The 22,053-nt window shown below is 62.5% G+C and carries 22 protein-coding genes; 6 read left to right on the forward strand and 16 right to left on the reverse strand.

The window, feature by feature from the left end; genetic code table 11:
* Positions 1-4: 4 nt before the first annotated feature.
* Positions 5-142: a hypothetical protein gene (locus tag KHO30_RS17890; RefSeq protein WP_200621312.1), complete on the reverse strand. Its 138-nt coding sequence runs from the start codon at positions 140-142 to the stop codon at positions 5-7.
* A 351-nt stretch (positions 143-493) separates the two neighbouring features.
* Between KHO30_RS17890 and hfq the strand changes: the two genes are divergently transcribed.
* Positions 494-1,003: an RNA chaperone Hfq gene (gene hfq, locus KHO30_RS17895; protein ID WP_093632488.1), complete on the forward strand. Its 510-nt coding sequence runs from the start codon at positions 494-496 to the stop codon at positions 1,001-1,003.
* 20 nt (positions 1,004-1,023) lie between these two features.
* Here hfq and KHO30_RS17900 read toward each other — a convergent pair whose 3' ends face one another.
* Positions 1,024-1,251, reverse strand: a complete 228-nt coding sequence (locus KHO30_RS17900) for a hypothetical protein (RefSeq protein ID WP_093632487.1) — start codon at positions 1,249-1,251, stop codon at positions 1,024-1,026.
* Between the two features lie 311 nt (positions 1,252-1,562).
* Here KHO30_RS17900 and KHO30_RS17905 point away from each other — a divergent pair, with 311 nt between their 5' ends.
* Entirely contained in the window at positions 1,563-1,754 is a 192-nt protein-coding gene (locus KHO30_RS17905) for a hypothetical protein (RefSeq protein WP_211701708.1), read from the forward strand.
* A gap of 504 nt (positions 1,755-2,258) precedes the next feature.
* On the opposite strand, the gene KHO30_RS17910 is transcribed toward KHO30_RS17905, so the two are convergent.
* The 14 genes from KHO30_RS17910 to KHO30_RS17975 form a co-directional block, all read right to left on the reverse strand.
* Entirely contained in the window at positions 2,259-2,963 is a 705-nt protein-coding gene (locus KHO30_RS17910) for a DUF2968 domain-containing protein (RefSeq protein ID WP_211701709.1), read from the reverse strand.
* 47 nt (positions 2,964-3,010) lie between these two features.
* Positions 3,011-4,402 carry a sigma 54-interacting transcriptional regulator gene (locus KHO30_RS17915; RefSeq protein WP_093632485.1) on the reverse strand — a complete coding sequence of 464 codons (1,392 nt, stop codon included), beginning with the start codon at positions 4,400-4,402 and terminating at the stop codon, positions 3,011-3,013.
* Between the two features lie 15 nt (positions 4,403-4,417).
* Positions 4,418-6,157, reverse strand: coding sequence for a TadG family pilus assembly protein (locus KHO30_RS17920; RefSeq protein ID WP_211701710.1), 1,740 nt, complete (start codon positions 6,155-6,157; stop codon positions 4,418-4,420).
* A gap of 82 nt (positions 6,158-6,239) precedes the next feature.
* Entirely contained in the window at positions 6,240-6,620 is a 381-nt protein-coding gene (locus KHO30_RS17925; protein ID WP_211606091.1) for a DUF3613 domain-containing protein, read from the reverse strand.
* Between the two features lie 26 nt (positions 6,621-6,646).
* The gene (locus KHO30_RS17930; protein ID WP_211701711.1) at positions 6,647-7,513 is read right to left on the reverse strand and encodes a tetratricopeptide repeat protein; all 867 of its coding nucleotides are present in this window, start codon (positions 7,511-7,513) and stop codon (positions 6,647-6,649) included.
* Between the two features lie 10 nt (positions 7,514-7,523).
* Positions 7,524-8,525, reverse strand: a complete 1,002-nt coding sequence (locus KHO30_RS17935; protein ID WP_211701712.1) for a type II secretion system F family protein — start codon at positions 8,523-8,525, stop codon at positions 7,524-7,526.
* Between the two features lie 2 nt (positions 8,526-8,527).
* Positions 8,528-9,538 (reverse strand): type II secretion system F family protein, encoded by a 1,011-nt coding sequence (locus KHO30_RS17940; protein ID WP_211701713.1) that lies wholly within the window; start codon positions 9,536-9,538, stop codon positions 8,528-8,530.
* Positions 9,531-10,916, reverse strand: coding sequence for a TadA family conjugal transfer-associated ATPase (locus KHO30_RS17945; protein ID WP_200658864.1), 1,386 nt, complete (start codon positions 10,914-10,916; stop codon positions 9,531-9,533). The genes KHO30_RS17940 and KHO30_RS17945 overlap by 8 nt, the downstream gene beginning before the upstream one ends.
* A gap of 3 nt (positions 10,917-10,919) precedes the next feature.
* On the reverse strand, positions 10,920-12,161 hold the full coding sequence (locus tag KHO30_RS17950; protein WP_211701714.1) for a fimbrial protein: 1,242 nt from the start codon (positions 12,159-12,161) through the stop codon (positions 10,920-10,922).
* Between the two features lie 138 nt (positions 12,162-12,299).
* A complete protein-coding gene (locus KHO30_RS17955) occupies positions 12,300-13,751 on the reverse strand; it encodes a type II and III secretion system protein family protein (RefSeq protein WP_211701715.1) in 1,452 nt (483 codons plus the stop codon).
* A 40-nt stretch (positions 13,752-13,791) separates the two neighbouring features.
* Complete coding sequence (cpaB, locus tag KHO30_RS17960; RefSeq protein WP_211701716.1) at positions 13,792-14,739, reverse strand: Flp pilus assembly protein CpaB; 948 nt, start codon at positions 14,737-14,739, stop codon at positions 13,792-13,794.
* A gap of 91 nt (positions 14,740-14,830) precedes the next feature.
* Positions 14,831-15,295 (reverse strand): TadE/TadG family type IV pilus assembly protein, encoded by a 465-nt coding sequence (locus KHO30_RS17965; protein ID WP_211701717.1) that lies wholly within the window; start codon positions 15,293-15,295, stop codon positions 14,831-14,833.
* Positions 15,296-15,315: 20 nt separating this feature from the next.
* Entirely contained in the window at positions 15,316-15,816 is a 501-nt protein-coding gene (locus KHO30_RS17970) for an A24 family peptidase (protein WP_211701718.1), read from the reverse strand.
* Between the two features lie 153 nt (positions 15,817-15,969).
* Positions 15,970-16,137 carry a Flp family type IVb pilin gene (locus KHO30_RS17975; protein WP_211701719.1) on the reverse strand — a complete coding sequence of 56 codons (168 nt, stop codon included), beginning with the start codon at positions 16,135-16,137 and terminating at the stop codon, positions 15,970-15,972.
* Between KHO30_RS17975 and KHO30_RS17980 the strand changes: the two genes are divergently transcribed.
* The 4 genes from KHO30_RS17980 to KHO30_RS17995 all read left to right on the forward strand — a co-directional run bounded on the left by KHO30_RS17980 (position 16,124) and on the right by KHO30_RS17995 (position 21,840).
* The gene (locus KHO30_RS17980; RefSeq protein ID WP_143131626.1) at positions 16,124-16,336 is read left to right on the forward strand and encodes a hypothetical protein; all 213 of its coding nucleotides are present in this window, start codon (positions 16,124-16,126) and stop codon (positions 16,334-16,336) included. The genes KHO30_RS17975 and KHO30_RS17980 overlap by 14 nt on opposite strands.
* 459 nt (positions 16,337-16,795) lie before the next feature.
* Positions 16,796-18,322 carry a collagen-like triple helix repeat-containing protein gene (locus tag KHO30_RS17985; protein WP_211701720.1) on the forward strand — a complete coding sequence of 509 codons (1,527 nt, stop codon included), beginning with the start codon at positions 16,796-16,798 and terminating at the stop codon, positions 18,320-18,322.
* Positions 18,323-18,489: 167 nt separating this feature from the next.
* A complete protein-coding gene (locus KHO30_RS17990) occupies positions 18,490-19,875 on the forward strand; it encodes a collagen-like triple helix repeat-containing protein (protein WP_093632474.1) in 1,386 nt (461 codons plus the stop codon).
* Between the two features lie 249 nt (positions 19,876-20,124).
* A complete protein-coding gene (locus KHO30_RS17995; RefSeq protein ID WP_093632473.1) occupies positions 20,125-21,840 on the forward strand; it encodes a ShlB/FhaC/HecB family hemolysin secretion/activation protein in 1,716 nt (571 codons plus the stop codon).
* The last annotated feature ends 213 nt before the right edge of the window (positions 21,841-22,053 follow it).

Raw genomic sequence — 22,053 nt, forward strand, 5'->3', positions numbered from 1 at the left:
ATGCTCAGTAGCCGCCGCCACTACTACTGTTACCGCTGGCGCCCGAAGCGCTGCCGTCAGTGGTGCAGCCGCTCGTTGCGAGCGAGCCGAGCGCGAGCGCCAGCAGCACGAAGGTGGCGGAAAGAATGCGGGATACTTTCATGGTCAGTCTCCTGATGAGCGCCCGGCCGGCGCCTGCGAACCGGGGATCCGATCGGCCACGTGCGAAATGCAACGCTGCCATGTCTGACATAACGTGGGCAGGCTGTGTTTTATTCCATGTGTGGCACCGGCACGAGCCATCTTTTTCCGCCGCCCCGTTCGGGCGCGCCGAACGGGGCCGATGAAGGCGCTATTCGTCGGCAGATTCGTAACTCAACGTTACAGCTAATAGTTATCAGATGCTTATGTCCGCGCAAGCCGTTATAGTGGACGCAGTTCGCCCGCCGACGCGTTCTGCCCCCACACAGGGTAGAATCGCGGCGAACAACCGTCTTTCTAACCTGAATTGTCCATGGCTTCCGCAGAATCGCATCCGCAAAACGACTTCATGAACGCTGCGCGCAAAGAACGAAAGCGCGTCGAGATCTATCTTGTCAACGGCATTCGCCTGACGGGGTGCATCGAGTCGTTCGATCAGTATCTGGTGATGCTGCGCACGCCTGTCGGCCTGCAAGGCATCTACAAGCGCGCGATCTCGACGATCCAGCTCGACACCGGCACACGTCCGGCGCCGCGCGCCGGTGGGCGGCCTTCGCACGGCGAGCACACCACGCGTGGCCCGCACGGTTCGCGTGAACCGCGCGATCACCGTGAGCCGCGGGAACCGCGCGAATCATATGGCGCGCCGTCTTCGGATCGCCCTGCGTCCGACCGTAGCAGCAGCACGTCCGACGGTCCGGTGGTCGTAACACGCCGCCGGCGTCTGTTCGGCACGGGCGGCGGCGACGGTGGCAACCATGGTGGCGGCAATCATGGTGGTAATGGTGGCACCGGCGGTGGCACCAGCGGCGGCAACGAATAAAGCGCCGTTTTGGCGGCCGGCTACTCCGACGGATAGCCGAGCCGCTGCAAGATTTTCTCTAGCCGCATCACCTGCAATTCCGTCAGCTCGAATCCGCATTTGACCGCCAGCACGCGGCGGCGCCAGTACACGGCGTCCAGCATGCGTAGCGCCGGTTGCCGTGTTGCCCAATCCAGATGTTCCAGTTCGGCTTCCACCACGTGTGACGCGTTGAAGCGCTGCGCGCGCGCCGGTTTTTTTCGGTCCATGTCGTTCGCTGCCTAGTTGTTCGCTGCTTCTGTTTGCTCCCCTCCCGAGCTTGAACGTTGCCCGTTCACGGTATGCCGTGGTTTTTTTGCCGGGCTGTTTGGCCGGCGGGTGCTTTTGTTGTCAGGCGACATTCGGAGAACGACTTGATGCGGGTTGGTTTTAAGTTTTGTTTTTTGCCTGGTGGTTTCTGGTTTCTGTTTTTTTTGGGGTTTGAAGGAAATGCTTACGGTGAGAGGTTGTTCGGCTGATGCTCGGCCGGGGTTGCTTTGCGCTATGCTGGGTTGTTGAGTCTCTTCTCGTGGAGTACGTCATGACCAAGTCGAAGCAGCATGCAACTCATCCGAAGGAAGCGGTGCGGCCGCCCGCTGAGTCCGCCGATAGTCGGCTCGATGAGGCTCTCGAAGAAAGCTTTCCTGCTAGTGATCCGATTGCAGTTGATATGAGTGAGCCGCGGCACCCGGCTGTGGATGAAGTGCCTTCGGCGGGGAAGAAACGGCATTAGGTTTTGGGTTTTTCCTTCGCGGGGCGCGTGTTTTGGTGGGGCGCCTGGGGTTTTGGCCTTTCCTTGTTTTGTTAGTGGTCTATTAGCGTTGCCCCTGTGCGGGGCGGCACTTACTTTCTTTGCCGCCGCAAAGAAAGATAAGCAAAGAAAGCGGCTCAAACCGCTAATGCTAAGTGGGCGCCGTGGTCTGCCAGGGGTAGTGGCTCCGTGGAATCCGGGCTCGTGCACCTTCTCGCGCTTGTGACAAAGGAGTCATCAGCTCCCACTCCGCACTGCGTGCGTCGCGGACGGGTCTGCATAGGAAACCAGGGGCGTGGGAATGTCTGTTCGTGTGGCGGGGGTGCTTCGGGAATGAGGCTTTTTGCTGCGGGGATAGGTGACTTACGTTACTAGGCGGCTTGTACGTCTAGTTTTTTGTTCGGCTTGTGCGCCGTTTGTTCTCTCGATGGGGGCGGCGGCGCTTTCAAAGCCGCCTTGCCCGCCCATCTTCCGGTATTCCCGCGGTCAATGCGACGGCAGGCCGGTTTCCAGTTGGCGCTGCAGTTCGCGGACCTGGCGTTGTGCGGCGCGCAGTTGGTCTTGCGCGGCAGCCTTCTGCTGTGCCAGTGCCGTTGCTTCGGCGCGGGTCTGTTGCTGCTGGTTCGCGACAATCGTCTGCTGCTGATGCGCAACGTCGAGGTCGGCCTGCAAGCGGTTGGCTCGGTCCTGCGACAACGCGATCATCCGCTCCGTGAACACCTTCTGCGCTTCAAGCTGCGTGCGGCGAATCTCGACGTCCGACAGTTGCAGCGTCTGACGCACAAAATCCTTGTAGATCATGTCCGCACGCGTGGCGTCCTGCGTCTTGATGACGCGCCAGAAGTTCTTCTGCTGGAACAACGCCACGTAGTACGTCATCTCCTTGCCATAAAACAGCAAGCTCGCTCCATAGCTGCCGTTGTATGTCGTGCGCAATTCGCTCAGGTCCGAACCCCGGATCATCTGCTGCAATTCCGCCACATTGCCCGCTGCAGACTGCTTGGCTTCGTCCGGCGTCAAGGCGCTTGTCTGCGCCTGAGTGGACGGCAACGCCGTTGTCGTGCCCGGCTGGGAAACGACGCCAGCGCTCGACCCGCTATCCGGCAAAGCCTGAGCATTCACGCCCTGCACGGCCCCCATCGCGATGAATGCTGCCAGGGCAATCTGCCGTAGTTTCGACTTTCGGTCCATGTAAATCCTGCTTGAACAGTTTTTGTTTTAGTACAACCGTCTCATTATTACTCACTTTCGCGTGTTTCGGGCTCTTCATCAAAAATTTGGTACTTACGCATCTTCTCCCACAAAACCTTACGGCTGATCCCCAAATACAGGGCTGTGTCCTGCCGGCGCCAACCGTTTGCGTCGAGCGCGGCCAGCACGCGATTTCGCTCGGCCATGTCCCATTTGCTGCGATCCACCAGCACCTCAGCGGCGCTCTCCGCCGGCACCGGCTGGCTGGTGCGCGCAAGCGCGAGCAGCCGCTGCAGGCGCGCCGCATCCCACGCGCCGATCTGACGTACCGTCACGCCGATCCGCTCGGCCAGGTTGCGCAGCTCGCGCACGTTGCCGGGGAAGTAGGTGTCGGCCACCGCGTCGGCGAGCCAGTACGGCAGGTCCGGCAACGCGGAAAGACGCTCGCTGCCGACGATCTGCGCAATGAACGCCTTGAAGATCGCAATCTTGTCGACCGCGCCCCGCTCTTCGAGGGACGGAATCTTCAACTCGATCACTGCAAGCCGATAGTAAAGATCGGCGCGGAAGGTGCCGTCCTTGACCAGTTGCGGTAAATGCTTGTTGGTTGCCGCCACCAGCCGGAAATCGAGCTTCACAGGCGTGGCCGAACCGATTCGCGTGACCGCGCTGTCTTCGAGCACGCGCAGGAGCTTGACCTGCTGGTAGAGCGGCAGATCACCGATTTCGTCGAGGAACAGCGTGCCGCCGTCGGACTGCTCGAAGTAGCCCTTGTGCGCGACCACCGCGCCGGTAAACGAACCTTTCGAGTGGCCGAAGAACAGCGATTCGAACAGACCGTCCGGAATCGCGCCGCAGTTCACCGCGACGAACGGCCCCTGGCCGTAGCGGGTATGTTTTTCGTGCAGCAGTTGCGCGATGCGCTCCTTGCCGACGCCGGTTTCGCCGTGCACCAGCACGCTCGTGTCGCAGTCGGCAAACGTGTCGACTTCGTGCAGCAGCGCCTGCATGCACTCCGAGTTGGCGATCATCGCATCCGACTCATGCGTCTTGGCGCTGTGCGCGCGCAATTGCAGCACCAGCTTCATGACCATGCCGCGCAATTCGGCGCAGGTGAAGTCGAGCGGGAGGATGTGCGAGTAGTCGGACGGGTAAGTCGCCGGATCATGGTCACGCGGCGCGGCGCCGACCCACACGACGGGAATGCCGTGCGCGGCCTGCCAGTCGCGCATGAGCAGCGCGCCGCTGTCGATCACCGACACGCTGATGATCGCGAGCGACGGCCGCAGCGCGGTCCGCTCAGGCGAGATCGCGATATCGTCCGCACGGATCACTTCGACGTCGAAGCTCGCCATGCAGCGCGCGACCCGGTCGACGATGTCGGCCTTGCCTTCCCAGACGTAGATATCGAGTTCCTCGATTTTGGGGTTGGTTCTCATCTTGTCTTGGTTACGCTAGTTGACCAGTTGCGAGACGCCGCATGTCAGCGACATATTGTGGACTGTGGCGGTGCCGATCTGAATGCCCAGCAGTGAAAGCGTGGGGACAATAACGGTGTCGAGCAGGCCAAAGACGGGCTGCAACAGAGGTGTCAGGGCGTTCGTCACGGCTGTAGTAATCCCCGAGAGGAGCGAAGTGATGTCGATCAGATTGTTTAAAAGCGACACCTTCAGTATGTTGCCCAGATTCCCGAGCAATTGCGTGGTCAAAACCGAGGCATCGCTGCCGAGCGCGTTGGAGTTCGCGCTCTGGCTGTAGTCAAAGCTACCGGACGATCCATTGAATACCAGCGGCGTAGTCGTGCCGGGAGCAAGCTTCAAGGGCACATTGTTCAATACGACATTTGCGACCTGCGCGGTGAAACCGAGGAGCGTCGCCGTGACCGTCGCCACATTGACCGGTGCACTACACGATGCATCTCCAGCAATACAGGCCGTCAGAATGCCTGGAGTAACTTGAATCGTCGCGGTAGTGGCCGCCTTGGTACTTTCGCAGTCGACCGAACTCAACGTCGCCTTGCCAGGCGCGACGGCCAACGTCACCACGAGCGGCGTACTCAGCGCTGAGATCGAAGCCGATACCAGTGGTGGCGCACCCACCTTTAATGTCGGCAACAGCGCCGGTACCAGACTGATGGTCGCGTTGACCACTGCCGTGCGCGCCTCCGTGCGGGCCAGGGCATTCGCTCCCGTGCCTACCGTCCCGCCCTCACCCACTGCCAGCACCGGCGGATGGATGACCTGCAACGAAATACCCGCCACACCGGGCAAGCCCGCCGACACGTTGATTACCGGCGCGTTGCCGGTCGTTGGGTCCGGACGCTCCGCGATCTGCGCGGCAACCATCAATGCGTCGAACGCATTAATCGTCGCCGTCGCTGCGGCATTCGGATTGGCGAGCCCCAGCGCGAGCAGCCCGGGGGCAGACGTACCGCCATCGCCGACTGTGATGTTCTGACCGCCAGGAATCGAGACGGCCAGCGTTCGCAGAATCGCCGCATTGACGGTATCGCCACCGGCTTGCAACGCAGTGACCATCGCGAGCATCAGGTTCTGATAGGTCACAGTGGTCGCGAGCAGGCCTTGCATCGACGAAGCACCTAGTGCCACCATCAGATCCGAGAGCTTGATATGCGCCGTTGCGAGACTTTGCGTATCGCCGATACTTAGCGATACGCTGGTCTTCAGCAAGCCGCCCAGGATCGCGTTCAGCAGCGCCGATTGTTGCGTGTTGATCGCGGCAATGCCGGTACCGAGCGAGAACGCGTCGATGTTCGACGCCAGCGCGGTGGCAGTCGCGGTCACGTTACGCGACGGTCCGAGGAACAAATAGGGTACTTGCTGCGTGACCTTGACTTGCACCGCGTTGAGTGGATTACCGCTCGTGCCGAAATAAGTGCTGGTACTGGTATCCCAACGTCCGCACGTAGTCGTGAGCGTTTTGGTGGATCCGTCTGCAGTGAATCCATTGGCCGTTGCATTCTGCTGCGCGACTGTCGTTACCGTCGAGCATCCTGCGGGACTGCTGATCACCTGTACACCCGCCATCGCCGCCAGATCCGCCGTGCGCTGCAACTGCCTGCGCGCATAGTACGTATTGCCGACATCGAGTGCACCGAGCGCCGCGACCGCCAGACTCAGGAAGATCGCGGCCATCACCGCGACCGCTCCCCGCTGCCGGCGCGGCGCAAGCATGCCCGCGCCGCCGGCACGACGTGCGTAGTCTGCACGCGTCCTGCGTCTGACTAGGATCGCTGAAATTTGACGTCCGGGCATGTCATCGCTCACCGCTACTGCCGCTCGAACCAGAGCCGAATTGCGAGCCACTGCTGCCGTTGCCGCCAGAACCCAATGCCGATTCGTAAAGATCGGGAATTTTGCTCTTGAACGATTCCAGGTAGCGACGGTACGCAAGGCCCGCTTCCGCTCCCAGCATTGGCAGCGCGGGTGCAGCTTCCGCGTTGCTGCTCTGCAGATTGATCCAGGCGCGCGCCGAATGGCCGATTTCGCTCGCAGCCGGCGCCGTCTCCGTCGATGTGCCGGTCTGGGCAAGTGCCACGTCGGCGAGACCCGCGGTCAAGCCGAACGCGAGGCCCGCACCCATGACAATACGTGCCACTGATCCCATGCAACCCCGTTCCATCTTTTTGCTTTTCATATTCTTTCCCCTGATTGCGCCGTTGCTCACTGCGCGAACCGCTGCAACAAGCGCGGTGCCGGCTCGATTCCCTGCGCGCTAGCCATGGCGCCGGCCGGTCCACCTGACTGCTGCGCCGGCGCTGAAGATTGCGATTGCGCGCGTTCCGCCACGGCCACCTTGGCCGCGTCGCCGCGAATCGCCGCGCGCACTTCCGGCGTCAGCTTCTGTTGATTCATCACCGCCAATGCCTGCGCCTGCTCCCCGTTGGCAAGCAGAAACAGCACGAGATTGCTGACGATCTTCGGATTGTTCTGATCGAGTTGCGCCGCCTGCATCAACGGCACGCGCGCTCCGCTTACATCGCCGTTGCGCATGCGTGCATAGCCGAGATCCGACAAGGTCACCGCGTCGGTCGGCGCGAGTTGCGCCGACTGCTCAAGCTCCTGCGCGGCGCGAGCGAAATCGCCCGCTCCGCCGGCGAGCAAACCAAGACCGCGATAACCCCGCGCCGCCAGCGGCGTCTTCAGCAATTGCGTGTAAGCGGTCGCCGCGGCCGCTGGTTGAGCGGTCATTCGCAGCGCGTCAGCGCGCAGCAGAATCGTGTCCGGCGTCACGCTGTATTGTTTTTCATAGGCGTCGATATGCGCGAGCGACGCGTAGTAAAGTCCCTGCGACTGCATTTGATCGATCAGCCCGAGATACATGCCCGGCGTATCCGGTGCGGGGTCGCGGTTGGCCTGCTGGGCGAGCGCCGCACGCTCGGCTTGCGGGCCCACGCCATACCCGAGATCCTTCGACGCGCACCCGCCAAGCCAGATCGACACCGCCAGCGATACCGACAACAAGACCGCCACGCGCACGCCTCGCGGCTTGATGCGCTTCCGGTACCCCGTCGAAAAACTGTGTGTCATTGCAAAATCCTCAGCGTTGCGTCGAGTGCAGTGACTTCGTGACTGCAAGCACGCCCGGCCCGGCTGTGACGATCATCAGGGCCGGCAATAGCGTGACAATCATCACGCCAGTCATCTTCACAGTGAGGCGGCCAATGCGTTCGCGCAGCATCGCGCGACGCGCTTCGCGCAAGCGATCACCGAACAGTTTCAGCGGTTCCTGCACCGCGCCCCCGTGCCTGTCCACCTGTATCAGCAGTCGCACCACCGCACGCAAATCCTCGTTGTCATAGCTCGCCGCGAGGCGATTGAGCGACTGGTCGCGCGGGCGGCCGGCCGCGAACTGACGCTGCGCAATTTCCAGCTCATGAGACAGCACCGGCAGTACCGTACGAAAATCGCTCACCATGACCTGCAGACTCTGATCGAGCGAGAGACCAACGCCTTGCAGCAGACGCAGCAGATCGACCATCAGCGGCAATTCTTCAATCACGCCGTTGCGACGCCGGCTGGCGCGACGCGCCACGTAAATCTTCGGCAGCATGAAACCGGCCAAGGCGGCCACAATAACAATGACCACACACGTCGACCCTGAAACATGCTCGCGTGCGAGCATGCCGGCCACCAACGGCAGTATGGCCATGCCCAGGATCCGCGCCATCAGAAACAGGCCACGCATGCGCGTGTCGACGAATCCACATTGTTCGAGCAGACGGCGGTCTTCCTCGGCGACGATCTGCCGACCGAGCGGTGTATCGAGCCAACGTACCCCGGCGTGTGCGAAACGCTCGAACAGGCGCTTCCAGCCTGCGGGTTGACCACCTCGGGCAAGGGCGGCGGTGTCCGCCCTCTCACCGCCGCGCGCCGCGGCGTTGAGCGCCGCGCTCTGCAGCGCACGCTCGTCGAGGGCATGCATCAACGTGCGTTCGCTACGCCGCGCCGCCGAGAGACGCACGACCAGCAGCGCTGCGATTAGCAGCAGGCCGAGTGCCGCGAGAGCAAGCGCGATGGCGGCAACGTGTTGAGCTTCCATCTTCAGTTCCTCAGCCTTGCCATTCGATGCAGCAGATAGGAGCCCAGCGCCTGCAACGCAAACGCCAGGTAGACGACATTACGGCCGGTCGGGTCAAACCACATCGACGCGAAATATTTCGGGTTCGATAGAATCAGGAAGCCGCCGATACCCACAGGCAGTAGGCCCAGTACCCACGACGACAGGCGGGTTTCCGCAGACATCGCAGAAAGCTCACGTTCGGCCTGTTCGAGATCTCGCATGAACGATGACATCCGGTCGAGCATCACGTCGGCACGGCCGCCGTATTTCACCGACAGACGCAGCACCGCGCCGACCAGCTCGAGCTCGCGCGCGTTATAGATCAAAGCGACGTGAGAGAGCGCACGATCGATTTCGACGCCAGTGCGCAACATCCGCGAGACGTGGTCGAGACATTCGCGCAGCGGCGCTTCCGTGGTTTGCAAAGATGCTTGAAAAGCAGCCGGCACGCTGTTGCCGAGTGTGATCAGGCGAACGATACCGTCGAGAAACAGCGGCAGTTGCCGCACAATCTGTTGACGGCGTTTGTTAGCGCGCATCGTCACCAGAAAGTAGATAAACGCCCCACACGTAACCAGGACGGCAGCGGCGGCCAACACCCCACCGACACTCGCAGCCCAGATACACAACACCAGCACGAACGTCCCCACCAGGATGGCCGGCACCCGCGCGTGGTTGATGCCCGCACTGGCCATCGCGTGCTGTAACGTGAAGCTGCCACGCGCTTTCAGATAGCGCACGCGGCCGAACCAGCCGGCATCGGCCTGCGGCGTCTGTGGCGCTGCCATGAGGGGCAATCCGGCGCGCGACGGCGCCACGCGGGGGCTGGCCACGGGACCGCCCGCGCCAACCGTGCCCGACGCCATGCGGCTATCGATGAAGCGTTCGGCGCTCATCTGGTCTTTACGTTGTGCGCTGCGTTGCAATAGCAGTAACGCGCCTGCTGCGCACAGCAGCGCGAGCGCCGCGAAGACCAGCACCGAGCTAGACATTGAAGCCTCCGCCGAAGCCGCCTGTGCCACCGCCTCCGAAACCACCGCCGCCGAAGCCCGCGTTACCGAACGCATTGCCTTGCACCGAACCGCCCAGGGCCTGACGGAAACGCGCCAGTTTCGACGAGTGCGGATGGATACCCAGCGACACCCAGTTATCGAGTTCGTCTCCCTCTGCCGTCGCGATCGGCTCGTAGCGATACAGTTCCTGGGTCGCGATGATGTTGTCGGACAGACCCGTCACTTCGGTGATCGACAAAATACGCCGGCGCCCATTCGAGAGGCGTCCGATCTGCACGATGAAGTCAATCGCGTTGGCAATCTGGCGGCGCAGGCTCGATTCGGTGCCCTGGAAGCCAGCAAAGCCCGCCAGCATTTCAAGCCGGTACAGACATTCGCGCGGCGAACTTGCGTGGACCGTGCCCATGGAGCCGTCGTGGCCGGTATTCATCGCCTGCAGCATTTCGAGCACCTCACCGCCGCGCACTTCACCGACGATGATGCGGTCCGGGCGCATCCGCAAGGTATTGCGCAGCAGGTCGCGAATCGTCACGAGGCCCGCGCCGTCGAAACCGCCAGGACGGCTTTCCAGCCGCACCACGTGCGGATGGTTCAGCGACAGTTCGGCGGTGTCCTCGATCGTCACAACCCGCTCCGGCTCCGGAATGTGGAACGCGAGCGCGTTCAGAAGCGAGGTCTTGCCCGAACTCGTGCCGCCCGACACCAGCACGTTGCAGCGAGCCGCCACCGCTGCTTCGAGCAGCGCACCGACTTCGGGACTATAAGTGCCGTTCGCGAGCAGATCATCGGGACGCAGCGGGTCCTTGCGGAATTTGCGGATCGAGACGATCGGCCCGTCGATCGACAACGGTTCGATCACCACATTCACGCGACCGCCGTCCGGCAAACGCGCATCGACCATCGGATTCGATTCGTCGAGGCGTCGTCCGATCGGTGCGAGAATGCGCCGCACGATACGCAACAAGTGGGCGTTGTCGGCGAAACGTACCTGAATCCTCGTGAGGATCCCGTGACGCGACACATACACGTCGTTGTAGCCGTTGATCAGAATATCTTCGACGGCCGGATCGGCGAGCAGATCTTCGATTGGGCCGAATCCCGCCAGTTCTTTGGTCAGCGCCTCGGCGATCAACCGCACTTCGCCTTCGTTGATCGGAATCCGGCGCAGCCGCACAAAGCTGTCCATCTCCAGATCGACGAACTGGTTGATCGCGTTACGCGACCAGCGGCCGAACTCCGAGCCAAGTTCCTCGATACGCGTCAGCAGATGTTCGTGCGCAGCATTCTTGATGTCCTGGAACTGCTGGCTATGCGCGAACGAAGGCGCGTCGTCGGCAAATTCAATCTCTTTTGCCATCGTTTATGACCGCTTTTGAGTGGATGGAATGAAGCGCTTGAGCGCACTAAGCGCGGATTTTCCGCCTGGCTGCGCGGCTGTTCTCGCCGCGCCACCGAGCCGTTCAATCAACGGTTCTAACGCACGCACATAGGGGTCGCGTGCCGTGGTGTCCGCCAGCAGATGCCCTTGATTGACGGCCTGGCCGAGCGCTACACGCCGCTCCGGCAACGTCGTCAGCAACGGAATCTCCAGACGCTGCGCGATCTGCGCGGCGGCTAGCCCGAGGTCGCTGTCGAATTTGTTGACGACCAACTGCACGTTGGCGGTATCGACGCCCTCTTCCCGCAATGCGTCGAGCACACCAACTGCCGATACGATCGAGGCGACACCCTGATCGCACAACAACCACGTTTCGTCCGCAGCCTGCACGACATGCGCGATGAATTCGACATTGCTGAATCCGCCCAGATCGACGATCTGCTGATCAAAGAACGCCCGCAGCCGGTTCAGCAAACCAATCGACGACGAATACGACACCTCGCGCATATCGGCAAGATTAGGCGGTAGCGTCGTGAGCGCGAGGCCACTCGTGTGGTGCGATAGCGCGGTATGCACGAAGGTCTGATCGAAGCGGCGCAGATTACGCACGGCTTCTACGAAATTGAATTCACTGCGGGTATTCAGGAGCAACGAGCCGTCGCCCGCTGGCAAGCCGAGATCGAGCAAGGCAGCTTGCCGCCCTTTCGCGACGTCGCGCCGCTGCAACATTACCGCGAGATTCGCGGCCAGCGTGCTCACACCCATACCGACGCGCGCCCCAAGCAGTGCGGTCACGTGTCCATGACGGCTGACCGGTTCGACCAGGTTGTCGAGCACCTGCCGCGTGATGCGCAGGGCCTCTTCAGCGGGCGCCGACAGATCGATGAAATCACGCACGCTGACACGCAACGCAGCCAGTGCGCTTTCCGGCTCGGCGAGCGAACCGATCGCGACGATCTGCATACCAGGATAGGCACTGCGCACCGCGCTCGCGGCAGCACTCGCCGCTGCGGCGCGGCCGCCCGAAAAGTCGACGAACACCAGCGACGGGTTCAGCACGCCAATGCGTTGCATGAGCATTGCCGGGTCGAGCGTGACCGCTTCGACCACGCCTGCACCCACCAGAGTTTCGGCGAGCCAATGCACGTGTTCGTCGGCTAGCGACGCAAACACGAAATAATCGGTGACCGCGCGTTCAGTCAATGAATGCGTTCTCGCGTTCATGTTGGACATCCTTTTGCGGCATCGGCAGCCAGGCCGCCGCGTCGTACTGCATACTGCCGCGCACAGGCCATGTGCGCGTGCGTCTGTTTGCTTCGCGTAATCCGGTTACCGCGCGCGTCAAGCGAAGCTTCGGCGCCTTCATTTCGAAAACCCCGGCGCTGCATCGCCCGCGACGAATCCGCCGACCAGTGAGCGCCACACCGGACCGTTGCGCTGTTCGGACTGTTCGCCCGGCGTCGACGGCACAGGCGCCCCCTTCGCCAGCGGCGACACCAGATGCGGCGTCACGATGATCACCAGCTCTTTCTCGTTCTGCTGGTAGCTCAGTTGCTTGAAGAACGTGCCGATGATCGGCAGATCACCCAGCAGGGGCACCTTGGATATATTCGACGTCGTCTCGCGGTCAACCAGGCCGCCGATTACAAAGCTCTCGCCGTCTCCGAGTTCGACCGTGGTGTCCGTGCGCCGTGTCGTGAACGCCGGCACCGACACGCCGCTAATCGTCACTGCGTTCGCGAAGTCGAGCTGGCTCGCCTCCGGCGCCACTTTCAGCGCGATGCGTTGCGGGCCTAGTACGGTCGGCGTCAACGTGAGACCAATGCCGTAAGGCTTATATTCGATCGAGGTCGTTCCTAACCCTTGCGGCACCGGCACAGGGATTTCGCCGCCGGCGAGAAAGCTTGCGCTCTGTCCCGACAACGCGACGAGCGTCGGTTCAGCCAGCACACGGGCCATATTGTTGCTTTCCATCAGGCTCAAGTCGGCAAACAAGCCGTGGGTCGCCGAGTTGAACACCAGATTGAACGCCGACGACAGCGGCGTCGTGCTGGTGAACTGGGGCGCCTGCCCCGCCGTCGCCGAAACCGAGGTCAGCGCCGATGGTGCGAACGAGCCGAACGTAAAACCGTTGTTCTGCTTGAAGAAGTTGAAGCCGATCTGCTTGAGCACAGAACGGCTGAATTCGACGACGCGCACATCGACCTGCACTACAGCACGGCTGGCGACCGTCGACGTATCGAACACCGCACCGTCTTTCGCCGCTGCTCCGCCCTTGCCCGCGGCGGCATCCTTTGCAAGCGATCCCTCCGCCGCGACGACGGCGCGCTGATGCGCTTCCATCGTCGTCGACGAACCAGACATCAGCGCAGTACCGCCGAGTACCTTGACACTCGGCGTATCGGGGCCGAGCAGCGAAGCCGCTGCTTGTGTAATGACGTTCACCGTATACGTCAATGGCGTATCGCGGCCGCGCTCCCACAGCATCAAACTCGTGGTTCCCGCGGCCTTGCCGACCAGCAGCACGCCTCCACGGCCGCTACCCTTCATGATCAGTACGTCGGCCACCGACGGGTCGCCGAGTGCAATGCGCTGTAGCACATGGCCTGTCGCCACCTGTTGCTGGCCGCCGACCGTCAGTCCGATGGTTTGCCCGGCCGCCAGTTGCGCAGGTTCGGCCGACGAGGCAGGTTGTGCCGGGCGCGCCTTCCGCGCATGCTGGGTAGAATCGGCCGCGTGCGCCGCGCTTGACGCAATCAACAACGCACATCCGACGTACGCCGTCGTTCCTGATGCAAAAATCCGTTTTGTCATGTAGTCATGGACGCGTCCGGCCGCCCGCTCCCTAAAACTGCTACCAGGCGACCGTTTCGGCGCGCCCACCCCGTATCACTTCGATACCGCTTTTTGTACTGTTTGTACTGCCTGCGACGCGGGTCGGCGCAACCGCCATATGCGGCGCCGGTGCGGACCGCGGCGCGACACCCGGCAGGTTGCCAACGCCAGACAAGGTGTCGAGTGCAACGCCGGCCGCAGCCTTCGTCGAGTTCTGCAGCACATCGCCGGAGCCGGGATGCGCGGAAGTTTTCAGCACACCTGGCTGCGCGGGAAAAACGCTTTCGTCAGCCACTTCGACATCTTTCGGATTGCGCAGCGCGAAGACCAGCCGGCCAGCACTCTCCGCCAGCGTCAACCTGTCGACATCTGCAACCGGCACCGCCAGCACCGCCGTGCGCACCATGCCGTTCGGATCGCCCGCGGTGTCGCCGCTCGCAGTCGCATTACCGAACGCGAGTACACGGACTTTCGACATGAGCAGACGCGTCTGGGTACGGTCGACTTCGGAGTTGCCGACGCCGGCGTTATCGCGCTTGAGCGTAAAAAACACGTCTACGAAATTGCCGGGCCGCAGCCGGTTGGCCACCGCATTGCTTTCGTCAACGCGGACCGCAAGGGCGCGCTCACCCGGTTCGATGCGCTCCGCCAGCCCCGACGACAGTTGCGTTTCCAGCACCGGCGAGTCCACGCTGATATCCGCATTCGGCACACGGCCCGTCAACTGGGCCGGATCGGTGAAAGCGCCGTTCGGATTGATCGGCAGCGACTGCACGCGTAAGGCGTCGACGGTAATTGCCTTGCCGGCAGGGAGCGTGCGGGTCGCCACCACCACAGGAAAAGTGGCTTGCGTGGCGGCCGTGACGGCCACCGGCGCAGGGCGACGCGACAGCGTCCAGGCAAACAGACCGAGCAGCAGCGCGACTGCGATCAGCACGCCGGCGATAATTTTGGTCAGATTCGGCATGATGACTCACTGCTTCGATTGAACGATGCTCTATAGCCCGAGCGTTCACACACGTGTCCACGGACAGAAAAGCTGAGGATCAGCGCGTGTGTCACTGAATATTCTCCGGGTTGAGTTGGACCGTCGCACTGCTCGTTAGCGTCTTCGGCAGAGCGATATTCAGAAGTGCAATCGATGGCACGATTGGGTGGCTCTGATAGTCGTAGGCAATTGCAACTTGCACACATTGCATCCCATTGCTGGGACTGCAGGCACTCGCGGTCGACGTACAGGTAGCGGCGCTGACGATCGAAGCCACCACCGCCTGGGCCGCGACGCAGGCTGCCGCGGCGCGATTGGTGAGCGCACTTTGCAAAGACGTGTTGGGCTGGTAATTCAACGCGGCACGCGCACCTTCTTCGGCCGCGAGCGTCAGGTTCTGCTGGGCCACCATCATCAGGCTGAAGGTGATGATCATGTAGACGATGGTGAAGAACAACGGAAACACCAGCGCGAATTCAACGGCCGTAGCGCCACGTTGGCGGCGCGCAAGCGCGAGCCCTTTCTGTGGATTCATGGACCGGATCGTTGGGGGTCTCATCGCAGCACACCTGTGGACATTTGCAGCACCAGCCATGCACAGGCAGCCACTGTCAGACACGCCGCGTAGGGGGTCGATGCTTTACCGCCCACCTCGAAAGTCGGACCAGCATGCCGCACGATCGTAGCGAGTCGCGTGCGAGTTGTGACGAGTAGCCAAAACGCATGCACCCCGGCTGCAAGGCTCGCAGCGATCCAGATTCCGAGCAGCATATGCATACCGCACCAGGCACCTAGCACGGCGAAAACCTTGACGTCGGCAGCGCCCATTGCACCTAGCACAAAAAACGGCAGCAATGCGACGAGCCCGACGACGGCACCCAACGCTGCCTGTCCGGCCGAAATATTAAAAGGACTGCGCTGGAATAGCGCGCACGCAAATGCCGCCGCTAAACCAACAACGACAAGCGAATTGGAGATGCGTCGGCTGCGGCAATCACACGTAGCAATGGTTGCGGCCCAAGCGACAAATAGAATGTCGGCAACTGGTAAATTCATAATGGACTCGACGGGCGAGACATATCAGTACGGACTGCATAAGCAGTCCGTACTGAAAACTCAACTGGCCTTGTTCCAGAAGGGGCGCGAGACTAACCGGATAGAACCGGCCGCTCCTCAATCTCACCTACAGGAACTGCCGCCGCCAGACCCTTAGCCCTTAATCAAAAGGGCAATGGCTGCAAATGAGCTCTGAAGCGCGCCGGTGATGGAGCCAACCGCGATGACAAGTGATGCCGCCATCAACCCCGCGATCAAACCATACTCGATGGCCGTCACGCCCTTGTTATCTCTCAGGAAGCGTTGTGTGAACTTTTTCATTTTTACCCTCGGACTTTCATTTATTTCGTTTGTTTACGTGCTGCTTCGGATGGCGGAGTCTTCAGCGCTGCGGACCATTGGTCTCTCATTCCTGGTCCTGCGTGTTGCGCTGCGGAAGCACCGCCTTGCAGCCGGCTTCAATAAAACAGATGTCTATGAGCTGTCTGTTCGATTACGCACCTCCCTCGTCAATCCGTGATGCTTTCGGGTTTTATAGCCGAACAATCATATTTAAGCAATTGTCCGCTGCCCTTAGCGCGACACCATATGCGTTTTAGCGTCGTACTCAGGTTAACGGCTGTTCGTGCGTTGCAGCACATAGGAATAACCATGAGTTAGATTCGCTGCACTAATTATTTGTTTGAACAGAACGTTTCAAGCGTCCGGGGACCTCCCGCTGCGCCTGCGTTACGCCGTGTTTCGTAACGGCGCGCGCGCCTCGTTACGTTACGCAGCCATCGCAAACGTTTAGCGAATTCATTTTCTCGCGCTATATCTGGGTTAGCAGACACTCCATCAATTCATCGCAAAGCCATATCACATATGGCTTTAAGCCCCATTGCAAAAAAATCTTCTGCATTACTCAGTCGAAATGGCACGGCTCATGCAGAGGAAGGCACGCAGCAACACCCAAAAACACATGCGATGCGAGGGCGACATGAACATTCAAACGGCCAACACCACACTTCGAACAACCCTGATTGCCACCAGCGTGGCAGCAATGCTTTCTCTCGGCGCTTGCGGGGGCTCCGGAACCCTAAGTGCCGGCACTGGCGGCAGCGGTAGCGGCTCCTCCGGCGGCGCGCTTTCCACCACCACGGGCAGCGGAAGCGGTTCGATGGGCTCAGGCGGTTCCGGCACCGACACCAGCAGCAACGGCTCGGGAAGCGGCTCAGGTACGGGCACCGGAACAGGAACGGGAACCGGCACGACGCCAGTGGCGAACGCGCTCGGCACGGTCGTCGGCAACGGCGGCGGCGTGGTCAACGATCTCGGCCAGACGGTCTCGAGCATCGGTAGCGTGATCGGTTCGCAAAGCCTGCCCGGCGTCAGCGCGCAAACCACCCAGGCCGCCGGCGGCATCGTCCAACAAGTCGGCTCGGCGGTCTCCACGCTCGGCACCGGCGTATCACAAGGGCTCGGCCAGCTCGGCACCGGCGGCGACGCGGTCGGCACGACGGTCTCGAGCCTCGGTGGCGTGGTCGGTCATGTCGGCGGCGCAGTGACAGAAGCGGGCAGCCTCGTGACGAGCCTCGGCAGCGGTCCGCTCGCGCCGCTGGCAGCCATCACCACGCCGCTCGGCGGCGTCGTCAATACGCTTGGCAACGCAGTCACCAACGGCGGCAGCACGCTCACCACCGCGCTCTCGACGGGTCCGGTCCAGCAAATCACGCAAACGCTCAGCACCGCGATCACGCCGATCACGTCGATGGTCGCGGCGACCACGCAGACGATCGGCAACACGACCGGCCTCGGCGCACCGCTGAACGGCCTGCTCGGCACGCTCGGCGGCGGCCTCGGTAAGGCCGGCACGTTGATCAGCGCGACAGGCGGCAATCCGATCACGGCTGCTCTGGGTCACACGGTGACGGACACGGGCACCACGGTCGCATCGGTGGGTGGCCTGCTCACCGGCAGCACGGGCGGTAACCCGCTCGCTCCGCTCACCAGCGTACTCGGCGGCCTGACGGGAGGCACCAGCAGCGGCCCGCTCGCTCCGCTCACCAGCGTGCTCGGCGACTTGACCGGCGGCACCAGCAGCGGCCCGCTTGCTCCGCTCACCAGCGTGCTCGGCGGCTTGACCGGTGGCACCAGCAGTGGCCCGCTCGCTCCGCTCACCGGTGCGCTCAGCAGCGTAACGGGCGGTCTGGGCGGCGCATCTAGCGGCAGCAGCCCGTTGGCACCCGTCACGGGTCTGCTCTCGAGCGTAACGAACGGTCTGAGCAGCGCGACCGGCGGCAGCAGCAGCCCGCTCGCTCCGGTTACCGGCCTGCTGGCGAGCGTCACCGGCGCGCTCGGCGGCGTCACGACAACGGCGGCCGCTACGCCTTCCACCACGACGACCACCACATCGAGCCCTGGCCTCTCGCTGTCGAGCACCAGCGGCAAGGGATCGGGCAGCAACCCGCTCGCTCCGGTGACGTCGCTCGTCGGTGGCCTGCTTGGTGGCCTGACGAAGAAGTAAGTAATGCTATCGAAAGAAGCGCAGTGACCGGCACCCGGAGTGCGGCCCGACAGCCGTGCCCCGGCTCTGCCGGAACCTGGATGAATTGAGCCGCGCCGCTCAGACACCCGTTGCACAGGCGCACGCAAACCACGCATACGACACCTAGAAGACACTGAGGAGCACCTATGTCCAGCCAACGTTTTTTTACTCTCCATGCGGCGTGCGCGACAGTGTCGTCGTTGCGCGCACCGCTGATCGCCGTTGCAGTCGCAGGCTTGCTCGCCGCGTGTGGCGGCAATGGCGTCACTGCGCCGCCGAGCGCATCCTCCGGCGGCGGCACTAGCGGCGGGGGTTCGACCAGCGGCGGCCCGACCACCAGCACGTCGTCGGGCACCACCGGCGTCGCCACCGCCGCCGCGCAGACGACCAAAGACCTCGGCAACACGATCGCCTCGCAGACCATCCCGGGCCTCAGCCCGCAGGTCACGCAAGGTCTCGGCAACGCGGTGTCGAGCACCAGCAGCACACTGAATTCACTCGCTGACGCAGTGAGCGGCGGCGTCGGACAAATCGGCACGACCTCCAATCCGGTCGGCACCACGGTCGCCGGACTCGGCTCGGTGGTCAGTTCGACAAGCGGCGTCGTGCAAGGTCTGAGCACCGCGGTCGGCGGCCTCGGCACCGGCAATCTCGCGCCGCTGTCGCCGCTCACCACGCCGCTGGCAACGGTTCTCTCCACCACCGCTGGCGCACTGAACGCCGGTGGCGTGACGCTCGGCAATTCGCTGGCCTCCGTGCCGGTGCAGCAGGTCACCCAGCCGATCAGCACCGCGATCACACCGATCGTGCAGACCGTCGGACTCGTGACGCAGACGGTCGGCACGCAGACCGGCCTCGGCGCGCCGGTAGGCGGCCTGCTCGCGCAAATCGGCGGCACGTTGAAATCGACCAGCACACAAGTCGGCGCGGCAACCAACAACCCGCTCGGCGCAGACCTCGGCAACCTGGTCGGCTCGCTCGGCAACACGGTGACGAACGCCGGCGGCCTCGTCAATCCGAACGGCCCGAATGGCGCGAATCCGATTCCCGGCTTGATTACGAGCCTCGTCGGCAGCACCAATGTGGCGGTCGTCAATGGGCCGCCTGCCAACGGCAGCCCGTTCGGCCCGCTGCAAAACACGCTCGCGAGTCTCGGGCTCGGCAACAACCCGCTCGGCTCGGTGTCGACGCTGCTCGGCGGCACGCCGCTGGCCGGCCTGACCTCGGCATTGAATGGCACGCCCTTGAGCTCGCTGACTTCGGGCGGCTCGCCGCTGAGTTCGCTGACGTCGGTGCTGGGTGGCTCAGGTAGTGGATCGAATCCTTTGTCGACGCTGACTGGCGCGCTCTCCGGTGTCACCAGCAGCGCCTCAGGTAGCAACGGCAGCAATCCGCTCGCGCCGGTGACCGCCCTCGTCGGCCAATTGACCGGAACACTCAGCTCGGCGGCAGGTTCGACGAGCGGCTCGGGCAGTGCAACGGGCGGCTTGACGACACTGCTCGGCGGCCTGGTGCCGGTGAGCCATAAGTAGTCCGCATAAGTCGCTCGTTGATGCCGCGCATACAAGGCGTTCCGTTGGACGCCTCGTTATGCAAGGCGCATAAGCAGTCCGCGTCATCACGTGCTCCGCGCGTTGTGCAGCCAATGCTCAAGCACAACGGAGCACGTGACGTAATACATGCAAGCATGGCAGTATGCGTCGAGCCACACATAAGCGATCGCGACCAGCCCGGCCAGGCGGCGCGTCCGCAAGACAAGAACGGCATACGAGGAAAATCCGATGAAACTCGGGTACGGTAGTAGTAGTAAATGGACCCTCCTGCTCGCGGCGATCGCGGCAAGCGGGATGCAAGTAGCAGCACACGCGCAGTCACGCCCAGCCGGCCCGACCGTCGGCGGCAATCCTCTCGATTCGCTGCCGCAGATCAAGGCGCCCGACAAGGGCCCGAACGTGACCATGCAGGTCACGCCGCAAGCGCCCCAGCTTCAGGAACTGCTCGCCCGCCATCTGACGCCTTCAAAGATTCAGGTCGAGGGCGTCAAGTCCATTCCGTTCGACGAAGTCGCGCAGCGCTTCACGCCGCTCGTCGGCAAAGACACCACCATCGGCGATCTGATTCAGGTCGCCAACGGCGTGACGAAGCTGTATCAGGACCGCGGCTATGCGCTCTCGTTCGCGTTCATTCCCGCGCAGACGTTCGACGACGGCGTGGTGCGCGTGACGGTGGTCGAAGGCTACGTGTCCGCAGTCAAGGTGACGGGCAAGCCAGGCGCAGTCGAAGACAAGATTCGCGCGATCGCCGACCACATCGTTGCCGACCGGCCGTTGCGGCGCGCCACCTTTGAGCGTTACATCAACGTGCTAGGTCTGTTGCCCGGCGTGAAAGTCGCGGCCAACGTGGCGCCTCCGCAAAATACCGATGGCGCCACCACGCTCGAGTTGAACGTGGACCGCAAACCGTTCGACCTCAGCACAGGTATCGACTTCAATCACCCCGGCGTGCAAGGCCTGCTGACGGCCACCGAAAACGGCCTGACCGCGCTCGGTGAACAGCTGAGCGTGTCTGCGTTGCTGCCGAAGGGCCGCGACAACGTCACCTATCTCGCCGCGCACGCCACAGTGCCGATCGGCAGCAATGGGCTGACCGGGAAGATCGACGCGTCGCACTATCGCGGCAACCCCACCGACAATCCCGGCCTGCCCTCCTTTATCGAGCGCACGGTCATCAACGATAAGGTCGGCGGCTCGCTGGCGTATCCGATCCTGTTGAGCAACAAGCAGAGCGTGATCGGCACGGCCTCGGTCTATGCGTCGCACGACGAAGATCGCTACAACAATCACGACACCGGCGCGCAAATCGGCTTTCGCTCACAGGTGCGGGTGCTGCAATTGCAGGCCGACTACACCAGCGTGGAAACCGGCCAGGTGCGCCGCGCGAGTATCAATGTGGCGAAGGCTTTCGATATCCTTGGTGCGTCGAAATCCGGCGACTCGAACGTTCCCGGCTCGCCGGTCACGAATCCGGCGTCGATCAACTTCGTGCGGACCGGTGCAAGCTTTTCGCAAACTAACGAGTGGCCGCTGAAGATCGGCACCGCGGTTTCGTTGACCGGTCAGTACAGCGGCGTCTCGCTGCCCACGTCGGAACAGATCTCGTTCGGTGCGCAACGTTTTGCGCAAGGTTATGAACCGGGCGAAGCGTCGGGCGATTCGGGCTGGGGCGCAATGTTCGAAGTCAACCGGCCGTTCACGCCGGGTTTCACCTATCTGCGCACCTTCACACCGTACGTCTCGTTTGACATGGCGCGCGTGTATCTGCATGCAGGCACGCCCTCGCCGTCGAAGCTTTCATCGATTGCGTTCGGCTTCCGGATCTCGGACGCGAAGTATTACAGCCTGGATTTGTCGGTGGCCAAACCGATCGGCGATGCGCCGGTGGAGAGCGCGTCGCGCAGCCCACGCATCAACGCAACATTCTCGTATCAGCTGAACTGATGTTCGAAAGTGCCGCGTCCTGATTAGAGGTTCCACTATCAAACGACACGCGCACTTTCACGTATTCTGCGCTGACGGTATGCGGCCCGCGACACCCAGGCCGCAGGCCGCACACGGCGGACACCGATGTGGCCGATTTGAATCTGAGAGGCAATACCAGGCATCACGGCAGCCGGCAACTGAAGACCGCCCGAGACGCCAATAACGCCGCGC

It is taken from the genome of Paraburkholderia aspalathi (assembly GCF_905220735.1).
Lineage (GTDB): Bacteria > Pseudomonadota > Gammaproteobacteria > Burkholderiales > Burkholderiaceae > Paraburkholderia > Paraburkholderia aspalathi.